Source organism: Streptomyces montanisoli, assembly GCF_017813245.1.
Lineage (GTDB): Bacteria > Actinomycetota > Actinomycetes > Streptomycetales > Streptomycetaceae > Streptomyces > Streptomyces montanisoli.
On the sequence record NZ_JAGIQL010000198.1, the window covers coordinates 1 to 10,041 of the forward strand.

The window sequence follows — 10,041 nt, forward strand, 5'->3', positions numbered from 1 at the left end:
GCGCTCGCCGTCCGCGTCGCGGAACTCCTGCGCGGCGTCGCCGAGATCACGGTCGCCGGGGCGCTGCCCCGGGCGCTGCGCGAGGCACGCGCGGCCGACACCGAGCTGACGTCCCTCGTGTCGCGCGGCGCCGCGGCCACCGCGCTCGGCGCCGGGCTCTCCGCGCTCGTCCGCGGCCTCACCGTGGCGGCGGCGGCCGTCGCAGGCGTCCACGCGGTGCGCGAGGGCCGGCTGTCGGGCGTCGAGCTGGCCGTCGTCCTGCTCATCCCGCTCGCCGCCTTCGAGGCCGTCGCGGGGCTGCCGCTCGCCGTGCAGTCCAGGCAACGGGCGCGGCGCAGCGCCGAGCGCGTGTACGAGGTGCTCGACGCGCCGGTGCCCGTCTCGGAGCCCGAGCGGCCCGCCGAGCCGCCGGCGTCACCGTTCCCGCTGACGCTGAACGGGGTGACGGCGCGCTATCCGGACGCCGATCGCGACGCGTTGGCGGGCTTCGACCTGACGCTCACCGCGGGTCGGCGCGTCGCCGTCGTCGGTCCCTCGGGATCCGGCAAGACGACGCTCGCCCAGGTGCTGCTCCGCTTCCTCGACACGCGCGAGGGCACGTGGAGCCTCGGCGGCACGGACGCGGCCGCGCTCGGCGGCGACCGGGTGCGGCGCCTCGTCGGGCTGTGCGCGCAGGACGCCCACGTCTTCGACAGCTCCGTACGCGAGAACCTGCGCCTCGCCCGCACGGACGCGACGGAGGAACAACTCCGGGACGCGCTGCGGGCGGCGCGACTGCTCGACTGGGTCGAAGACCTGCCGCACGGCCTCGACACCCTCGTCGGCGAGCACGGCGCCCAGCTGTCGGGCGGCCAGCGGCAGCGGCTCGTGCTGGCGCGCGCGCTGCTCGCGGACTTCCCCGTCCTCGTACTGGACGAGCCCGCGGAACACCTCGACATCGCGACCGGCGACGCCCTGACGGCCGACCTGCTGGCGGCGACGCGGGGCCGTACGACGCTGCTGATCACGCACCGGCTGCACGGTCTCGACGCCGTGGACGAGGTCGTCGTGCTGGAGGGGGGCCGGGCCGTGCAGCGCGGCCCGTACGCGCAGCTCGCCGCCGTCGACGGGCCGCTGCGGCGGATGTCCGAGCGCGAGCGCGCGGGGGACACGGTGGCCGCGGGGCGCGCGTAACGCGTAGCACGTCGCCGGCCGGCCGACAGCCGGTCGCTGGCCCGCCGACAGCCGGTCGCCGGTCGCCGGTCGTGGGGACGATGGTCGTGGGGACGATGGTCGACTTTCTCTCGCCATTCGTCCTGATTAGTCTCGTTTCATGCAGCCCGAGTCCCCCGCAGAGCGACCCGCCGAATTCAGCGCCGGGGTGCCGCGGCTGCTCGAAGCCATGCGGTCCATCGGCACCGATCTCGAACTGCGGTCGACTCTCGACCGCATCTGCGAGACCGCGGCGGAGCTGTCGGGCGCCCGGTACACGGCGATCGGGGTCGTGGACGAGACGGGGGACGGCTACGCCGAGTTCGTCACGTACGGCAGGGCCGAGGACCTGATCGAGCGGATCGGCGTGCCGATCCGCGTCCAGGGCCGGATCTTCGGCCACCTCTACCTCGCGGACAAGCGCGGCGGCACGGAGTTCACCGGACAGGACCTGCACATGACGCGCGTCCTCGCCACGGCCGCCGGGATAGCGATCGGCAACGCACGCCTCTACGAGGCGGCCAGGCAGCGCGAGCGGTGGATCGACGGGTCGGTGGCCGTCACGACGGCGCTGCTGTCGGGCGGCGACACGACGGACCCCCTGGCGGTCGTCGCCGAGCAGGCCAGGCGCCTCGCGGACGCCGACGCCGGCGTCGTCCTGCTGCCCACGGGGGACGGCGGCCTGGAGATCGTCGCCGTGTGCTCCGACACCCCGAGCACGCGGCTCGGCGCCGTACTGCCCGCGAGCCCCGTGGTTTCCGCGCTGCTGGACGGCGAGTCCGTCTTCATGGACGACGCCGCGAGCGAGGCGCGCTCGTCCGGCTTCGCGGACGCGTACGGCCCCCTGATGCTGCTGCCGCTGGAGAGCGGCGGCCGGGTGCTCGGCGCGCTCGCCACGCCGAGGGGCCGCGGCGCGAGGCGGTTCAGCGAGACGGAGCGGATCCTCGCCGGGCAGTTCGCCTCGCAGGCAGCGCTGGCGCTGATGATGGCGGAGGCCCAGCGAGACCGTGAGCGGCTCGCCGTCCTCGAGGACCGCGACCGTATCGCCCGCGACCTCCACGACGTCGTGATCCAGCGGCTGTTCGCGACCGGGATGATGCTGGAGAGCGGCCGCACGCGCGAGACGGCGGCCGAGGTGCGCACGGGCATGGGCAAGGCGATCGACGAACTCGACGTGACGATCCAGGAGATCAGGACGGCGATCTTCGCGCTCCAGCAGACGCCGGACGAGGAGCCCTCCGGGCTGCGGACGCGCGTGCTGCGCGAGATCAAGATGGCGGCTGTCCCGCTGGGCTTCGTGCCCGGCCATCGGTTCGTCGGCCCGCTCGACACGGCCGTGGGGGAGATGACGGGCAAGAACCTGATCGCGGCGCTGCGCGAGGCGCTGTCCAACGCGTTCCGGCACGCGCACGCGACCCGCATCGAGGTGGTCGTCGACGCGGCGGCCGCGCTCGACGACGGGACGGACGCGGTGCGGCTGTCCGTCGCGGACGACGGGGTGGGCGTGCCGGAGGGCGGCAGGCGCAGCGGCCTGCGCAACCTCAGCCGGCGGGCGGAGGCGCTGGGCGGTTCGAGCCGCGTGGAGGGCGGCCTCGGCCCTGGCGGCGGCGGGACGACGGTCGTGTGGCAGGCGCCCCGCGCCCCCGAGCCCTCGTAGCGCCCGGCCGGGCGCTACGCGTCAGCCGGACCCGGCAGGGCAGCCGGGTCAGCCGCGTCAGTCGCGGTCCGCGCGCCGCGCGGCGACGATGCGCTCGATGACGACGGCGACGCCGTCCTCCTCGTTGCTGGCCGTCCTGCCGCTCGCGGCGGCGATGACGTCGGGGTGGGCGTTGCCCATGGCGAACGAGGTGCCCGCCCAGGTCAGCATCTCCAGGTCGTTCGGCATGTCCCCGAACGCGACGACCTCGTCGGCGGATATGCCGCGCTCGGCGCAGCACAGCGCGAGCGTGCTCGCCTTGCTGACGCCGAGGCCGCTGACCTCGATCAGCGCGGAGGGGCTCGACCGGGTGAAGGACGCACGGTCGCCGGCGAGCGTGCGGGCCAGCGTGAGGAAGCCGTCGGGCGTCAGGTCGCGGTGGTGCGCGAGCAGCTTGATGACCGGGGAGTCCCCCTCGCCGCCGTCCCCGCCGCCCCCACCGTCCCCCCCGTCCCCGCCGTCCCCACCGACCCCACCGTCCTCGCCGTCGAGCAGCTTCTCGGCGGGTGCGACGAGCGTGCCCGGGTCGAGCGGGAAGCGCGGGTACTCCGGCTCGTACGAGATGCCGTCGGTCAGCTCGACGGCGAACGACGTGCCGGGCGCGGCGGCGCGCAGCTCCCGCACGACGTCGAGCGCGACGGCCCGCGGCAGCGGCCGCACCCGCACGGGCAGGTCGCCCGCGCGCAGGTCGACCACGACGGCGCCGTTGCCGCAGATGGCGAGGCCGTGCCCGTGCACGTGGTCCCTGACGACGTCCATCCAGCGCGGCGGCCTGCCGGTGACGAAGAACACGGCGATACCGGCGGCCTCGGCGGCGGCGAGCGCGGCGATCGTCCGTTCCGACACCGCCTTGCCGTCGGTGAGCAGGGTGCCGTCCAGGTCGGTGGCGATCAGCCGCGTCCTGGCGGGCAGCACGAGGTCGGCGGGCAAGTCGGCCGCACCCGCGGCCGTGAGGCCTGCGGGGTCGTCGCCGGCCGCGTCGGTCGGAGGCACGGGTCGAGAGGTCACCGGGCCATTGTCCCGTACACACGCATCGGCACGCCGGGTGCGGGGTCGGCGGGGGCCGCGAAGGTCTCCCTCCCTCGCGCGGGAACCGCGACTATCCCCGACGGGCGATGGTGATGATCTCCCGGCTCGAACCGGTGACGGGTTCCCGGTTCCAGTCGCCGAACTGCGCCTCGATCGAGAAGCCCGCCGCGGCGAGGAATCCGCCCAGGGCTGCGACGTCGAGGAAGCGCAGCCGTTCGCTGAGGACGCGCAGCACCGTGCCGTCCCGCCGGGCCACCGTCCCGCGGATCGTGACCACGTCACCGGCGACGGAGTCGACATCGTGCCAGTACCGCAGGGCACGGCCGGCCTCGTCCACGACGTCGACCACGTCGTCCGGGTTCGAGGGAGTCCACCCCTCCCAGGCCCGTGCCTGCGGATGCCGCGTCTCGAAGACGAAACGACCGCCTCGCCGCAGTGCACCGTGGATCGCGGTTAGCGAAGCGCGCAGTTCGTGATCGGTGATCAGGGTCTGGAAGGCATGGCCGGTCATCGTGGCCAGCTCGAAGGCTGCGCCGCTCCGCGCGTCCGCCGCGACGCCCTCGACCCACTCGACATCGGCCCGGCGCCATGCCCGGTCCAGTGCGGCGCGGTCAGGGTCCAGGCCCACGAGACGCCCGCGGTGGCCGCGCTCACGAGCCAGCCGCAGCATGGCGCCGGTGCCACAACCGACGTCGAGGACCGACTCCGCGTCCATGACCAGCGGGAGGTAGAAGCCGTCGTCGGAACGCCGGTCGGGGTCCCACGGGTTCAGCACGTCGTACAGCGCGGCAGCGTCAGCGTCTGAGAACACCGCGCCAGTGTCCGCCGCCCCACATCCGGCGGCAATTGATTAACTCGGCGGCAGGAACTCAACGCGGAGGGGGACGCTGTGGAGCCATCACGACTTCGTCGCGCGGTGGAGGCGGGACGGGCGACCGCGACCGAACTGGGGCTTCAGGTGGACGATGTGACCGTCGTCCACGACTCGGACCGGGTCGCCCTGCGCCTGGTCCCGTGCGATGTTCTGGTGCGGGTCGCGCCTTCGGGAGACCTGGCGGGCTCCGCCTTCGAAGTGGAGGTCGCCCACCGCCTCACCGGCGTCGGCGCACCCGTGGCCGGGCTCGAGCCCCGGGGCGGCGGCCGCGTCCATGTGCGTGACGGTTTCGCCGTCTCGCTCTGGACCTACTACGAACCCGTGGGAACAGAAGTCGCGCCGCCCGCCTACGCGGACGCGCTCCGGCGGCACCATGCCGCCCTGCGCCGGATCGATCTGGACGCACCGCGCTTCACCGACCGCATCGCGGCCGCACTCGCGGAGGTGACCGACCGGGAGCGGTCCCCCGAGCTCCCCGACCGCGACAGGGAACTCCTCAGCGGCACGCTCACCGGACTGAGCACCCCGATCAGCGCCGAGAGGGCCGGCGACCAGCTGCTGCACGGCGAGCCGCACCCGGGCAACCTCCTCAACACGAGCCGGGGCCCGCTCTTCGTGGACCTCGCCACCTGCTGCCGCGGGCCGGTCGAGTTCGACCTCGCCCACGCGCCGGAGGAAGTCGAGCGGCACTACCCGGGCGCCGACCACGGCCTGGCCCTCCGGTGCCGCGCGCTGAACTGGGCGATGTTCTCGTCCTGGCGCTGGCGCCGTGACGACCGGATGCCCGAGCGGGACCGTTGGAGAGCGGAGGGCCTCGACCGGGTGCGTGCCGCGCTCGATCGCCTCGGGCCCGGCCGCCCTCCCGCCGGCACGTAGGCTCGGCGGCATGAGCCTGCGCCTGAGCACCGTGATCCTCCCCGTCGACCGCTGGCACGAGGGGGGCCGCGCGAAGTGGCAGCGGGCCGAGGAGCTCGGCTTCCACACGGCGTACACCTACGACCACCTCTCCTGGCGGACCTTCCGCGACGGCCCCTGGTTCGGCGCCCTGCCCACCCTCACGGCCGCCGCCACGGCGACCGAGCGCCTCCGTCTCGGCACGCTCGTCACGTCGCCGAACTTCCGGCACCCCGTGACGCTCGCCAAGGAACTGATGTCGCTCGACGACGTCTCGGGCGGGCGGCTCACGCTCGGGATCGGCGCGGGCGGCAACGGCTTCGACGCGACCGCGCTCGGGCAGGAGGCGTGGACGCCGAGGGAGCGGGCCGACCGGTTCGCCGAGTTCGTGCCGCTGCTCGACCGGCTGCTGACCGAGGGCGCGGTGACGCAGGACGGCGACTTCTACGCGGCGGTCGAGGCGCGGAACATCCCCGGCTGCGTGCAGCGGCCGCGGCTGCCGTTCGTGGTGGCGGCCACCGGCCCGCGCGGTCTGAGGCTGGCCGCACGGCACGGGCAGGCGTGGGTGACGACGGGCGACCCGAAGCTCTTCGAGGAAGGCACGCCCCAGCAGTCGGACGAGGCGCTGCGCGGCCAGATCGCGAAGCTCGGCGCGGCGTGCGACGCGATCGGGCGGGACGTCGCCGAGCTGGACAAGGTCCTGCTCACCGCCTTCACACCGGACCGTTCCACGATGCTCGACTCGGTCGACGCGTTCGTGGACTTCGCGGGCAGGCAGCGGGAGATCGGCTTCACGGAGATCGCCCTCCACTGGCCGATCCCGGACTCGGACTTCGCCGCCGACCAGGACGTCTTCGAGCGGATCGCGACAGAGGGACTCGCGCAGCTCGGCTGATCACCCCGCCGAGCGGGTGGCGGAGCCGGTCACGGGATCCGCGTCGCCCCCGTCGAGCAGGCGGCGCATCGACTGGGCTGCTCGGACCGCGGCGTCGGCGCAGCAGTTGTTGAACAGGACGTGCACCTCATGCGCCTGCTCGGCCATCGCATGGACGGGCGCGACCCACTCGCGCAGCTCCGGGGCCGTGTAGGTGTGACGGAACCTGTCCTCCTTCGTGCCGGTTCCCCAGGCGGTGCTGCGACCGTGGAAGCGCACCACGGCGAGACCGGGAGACGTGACGGGGGCGGCAGGCGGGATGGATGTCGGCAGCGTCTGGGCCATGTCCACCGCGACGGCTGTCGTCTCCAGCTCCGTCAGCAACGCGGCCGTCTCGGCCGCGTGGTCCCCGCGCCACCAGTCAGGGTGCCGGAACTCCACGGCCATGGGCCACCCCGCGGCGCGTTCACGGACCCGGCGCAGGTACGCGGCGGACGGGCCTCCCGGGGCGAGGCGCCGGGGAAACTGGAACAGCAGCGTTCCCAGCCGGTCCGCCTGGCGCAGCGGTTGCAGGGCCGTACTGAACCGCTCCCACACCTCGTCGAGGAAGCCGGGGTCGACGGCGTCCCGGCTCCGTTGCCGGGCGAGGGCCGGGCGCAACTCGGCCGGCAGCGCACGCGGCGGTGTGGGGTGCCCGGTGAGCAGCGAGAAGGCCTTGACGTCGAAGCGGAAACCGTCCGGGGTACGTTCCGCCCACAGGGTGCTGTTGCGCCTGCTGGGCAGGCCGTAGTAGGTGGCGTCCACCTCTGCCACCGGGAACCGTGTGGCGTAGTGCCGCAGTCTGCCCTCCGCGTCGCGCCGCCCCGCCGGATACCAGCCGCTGGAGACCAGCGCCTTGTCCGTCCACGAGCACGTGCCGACCCGTATCTCACCCATGCGGGCCGTCTTCCCCGCGCCCCGCACCAGTACCGCGCGCTCGGGCGAAAGCCGGCGGAGGCGGACGGGCCGGGCGTGCGCGGGCGGTGGGCGGGTGAGCACTGGTTGCGGGGGCCGCGGTGGCGGGGGACTCTGGAACCGCGACACGTGACAGCGGCACCTCGCGCACCGCGTGCACCGCGCGCGTGCCCGCGTGCGAGGAGGCCGGCGCCCCGGCCCGACGGCGCCTGGGCGGATCCACGCTTGGAGGCGGACAGATGCCCGAAGTCACCGAACCGTACCCGCCCGGAACGCCCTGCTGGGTCGATCTGATGGTGCCCGACCAGCAGGCGGCGCTCGACTTCTACCGGGACCTGTTCGGCTGGCAGGGCGAGGTGGGGCCCGAGGAGTACGGCGGCTACGCGCTGTGCACCCAGCGGGGCAGGCCGGTCGCGGGGATCATGCAGTCCAGGCCGGCGGCGAACGGCGAGCCGCCTCCGCCGTCCAGCTGGACGACGTACTTCGCGAGCGGGGACATCGGTTCCACGGAGGGGCAGGTCGTCGACGCGGGCGGGGCGCTGCTGGTGCCGCCGATGCAGGTGGGACGGCTGGGCTGGATGATGGTCGGCGCGGACCCGCAGGGCGCGGTGTTCGGGTTGTGGCAGGGCATCGAGTTCCCCGGGGCGGGCATCGTCAACGAGCACGGTGCGCTGGTCTGGAACCAGCTGATCACGACGGAGGTCCCCGGGGCCGCGCAGTTCTACCGTGCGCTGTGCCTCGAGTGCGTGCCGATGCGGGACATGCCCGGGTTCACGGCGTTCCAGGTCCGTGGCCACACCGTCGGTGGCGTGCAGGACATGTCCAACATGGACGCGGGTATTCCACCGCACTGGCTGGTGTACTTCGCGGTGGACGACGTTGACAGCACGGTGGACGCCGTGGTGCACGCCGGCGGCAACGTGCGCGTTCCGCCGTTCGACCTGGAGAAGGTCGGCAGGATGGCCGTCGTCGAGGACCCGCAGCGGGCGCTGTTCGCGGTGGTGACCCCGGTCGGGCAGACGGCTTGACGCCGAGCGGCCGGTTTCGGCCGTTCACGGGATGGATGTTTGATCCACAGGCAACGTGAGTTATCCACAGGGTTGTTGGGCTCTCTGTGGATAACGACGCGCTGGCGCGGGCGGGTTGGCGTGAGGCTGCTTGTGGTGGCCCGTCAGCCGGATTTCTCCTCCTGGTTTCTGACGAAGTCTTTGACCAGCTCGGCGAGCTGGTCGGGTCGTGAGCGCGGCAGCCAGTGCCCGGCCGTGATCGTGTGGCGCGTCAGGTCGGGGGCCCAGCGGTCGAGGTCGTCGTACAGCCGCTCCGAGAGGAACGGGTCGCCCGTCGGGACGACGAGCTGCACCGGCATCCGCGCACGGGCGTCGCGGCGCGGGGCCCGCATGCGGGCGCGGACGTTGTCGCGGTAGAGCCAGGCGCCGTGCGCCGCGTCCTCCGGCAGGGAGCGGGTCGGGTACGCGTCGTCGCCGGTGCCGCCGTCGGCGTCCGGCAGGTCGCCCGTGCGCCGCAGCAGCGCGGGCCAGTGCCGGCCGAGCGGGCCGCGCCAGGCCAGCTCAGGGAGCCTGGGCGTGTGGAGGGCGTAGACGTACCACGACCTGGCGCCCTGGCCGAGGAGCTGGCCGAGCGCTCGCGGCGTGCGCTCGGCCGCGCGGGCGCGCAGCCAGAGGGCCAGGTGGTCGAGCGACGGCCCCGACACGGACGTGAACGAGGCGACGCGGTCGCGCGCGCGGTCGCTCGTGGCGAACTCCCACCCCTGCACCGACCCCCAGTCGTGCCCCACCAGGTGGACGGGTCGGCCGGGGCTCAGCGCGGCCGTAACGGCGAGGAAGTCGTCCGTGAGGCAGCTGAGGGTGAAGCCGCCGCGCAGGGGGCGGGGCGCGGTGGAGCGGCCGTGGCCGCGTACGTCGTAGGCGATCACGTGGAAGCCGGCGGCGAGGCGCTCGGCCACCGGCAGCCAGACCTCCTTGCTGTCCGGGTAGCCGTGCACGAGCAGGACGGTCGGACGGCCGGGCGCCGGTGAGCCGAACTCCACCGCGTCGAGGGTGACGGTGCCGGAGCGGACGGTGCGGTGGGCGGGCCGGGGCGGTGGGCCCGCCGGCTGCGCGGGGGTGGCGGGGGTGGCTGTCATGGTGTGGCGTCGCCTCCAGGGGTCGCGCTACTCGCCAGTAGCCTCATGCCCGAGCGTCGTGGGCGTCAAGGGCGTGGCCCGTCCCGCCCCTGGCCCGCCGAGCTTGGGGGCCGCCGTCGGTCCCCGGCGCACCGGCCGCGTACGCCCTCCCGGGCGCCACCGCAGACCTCCGGCCTCCCAAGGTTCCGGCCCCCGCGGGCCGCCGAGAGGCGGGCCGTCTGGCGACAGTCCGCCTGGGCAGACGCCTTCCGGGCGCAGGGCGCCTCCGGTCCGGGCCCGTTGGGGGGGATCGGAAGAGCACACGGCCGAGCCCCGGGCACCGATGAGCCGCGAAAGCCGGGCTCCGCGCGGGGGAGGGGGGGGGGGGGGGGGGGGGGGGGGGGGGG

The 10,041-nt window shown here is 74.3% G+C and carries 8 protein-coding genes and 1 pseudogene; 5 read left to right on the forward strand and 4 right to left on the reverse strand.

The genetic code is table 11. From position 1 onward, the window contains the following. Window positions 1-1,173 (forward strand): thiol reductant ABC exporter subunit CydC (gene cydC / locus JFN87_RS29220; protein WP_209344880.1); only part of this gene is annotated, 1,173 nt, incomplete at its 5' end. A 139-nt stretch (window positions 1,174-1,312) separates the two neighbouring features. Then, complete coding sequence (locus tag JFN87_RS29225; RefSeq protein ID WP_209344882.1) at window positions 1,313-2,848, forward strand: GAF domain-containing protein; 1,536 nt, start codon at window positions 1,313-1,315, stop codon at window positions 2,846-2,848. A gap of 57 nt (window positions 2,849-2,905) precedes the next feature. Here the strand turns inward: JFN87_RS29225 and JFN87_RS29230 are convergent, their stop codons facing one another. Then, on the reverse strand, window positions 2,906-3,817 hold the full coding sequence (locus JFN87_RS29230; protein ID WP_209344896.1) for an HAD-IIB family hydrolase: 912 nt from the start codon (window positions 3,815-3,817) through the stop codon (window positions 2,906-2,908). Between the two features lie 169 nt (window positions 3,818-3,986). Beyond that, window positions 3,987-4,727, reverse strand: a complete 741-nt coding sequence (locus JFN87_RS29235; protein WP_209344884.1) for a class I SAM-dependent methyltransferase — start codon at window positions 4,725-4,727, stop codon at window positions 3,987-3,989. Between the two features lie 78 nt (window positions 4,728-4,805). Here JFN87_RS29235 and JFN87_RS29240 point away from each other — a divergent pair, with 78 nt between their 5' ends. Next, window positions 4,806-5,666 (forward strand): phosphotransferase, encoded by an 861-nt coding sequence (locus JFN87_RS29240; RefSeq protein WP_209344886.1) that lies wholly within the window; start codon window positions 4,806-4,808, stop codon window positions 5,664-5,666. Between the two features lie 10 nt (window positions 5,667-5,676). Next, window positions 5,677-6,579 carry an LLM class flavin-dependent oxidoreductase gene (locus JFN87_RS29245; protein ID WP_209344888.1) on the forward strand — a complete coding sequence of 301 codons (903 nt, stop codon included), beginning with the start codon at window positions 5,677-5,679 and terminating at the stop codon, window positions 6,577-6,579. On the opposite strand, the gene JFN87_RS29250 is transcribed toward JFN87_RS29245, so the two are convergent. Beyond that, the gene (locus tag JFN87_RS29250) at window positions 6,580-7,494 is read right to left on the reverse strand and encodes a DUF72 domain-containing protein (protein ID WP_209344890.1); all 915 of its coding nucleotides are present in this window, start codon (window positions 7,492-7,494) and stop codon (window positions 6,580-6,582) included. A 257-nt stretch (window positions 7,495-7,751) separates the two neighbouring features. On the opposite strand from JFN87_RS29250, the gene JFN87_RS29255 reads away from it, so the two are divergent. Further along, window positions 7,752-8,540 (forward strand): VOC family protein, encoded by a 789-nt coding sequence (locus JFN87_RS29255; protein ID WP_209344892.1) that lies wholly within the window; start codon window positions 7,752-7,754, stop codon window positions 8,538-8,540. Window positions 8,541-8,695: 155 nt separating this feature from the next. Here the strand turns inward: JFN87_RS29255 and JFN87_RS29260 are convergent. Then, a pseudogene (locus JFN87_RS29260) lies at window positions 8,696-9,655 on the reverse strand (alpha/beta fold hydrolase); the annotation flags it as partial. Window positions 9,656-10,041 lie beyond the last annotated feature (386 nt).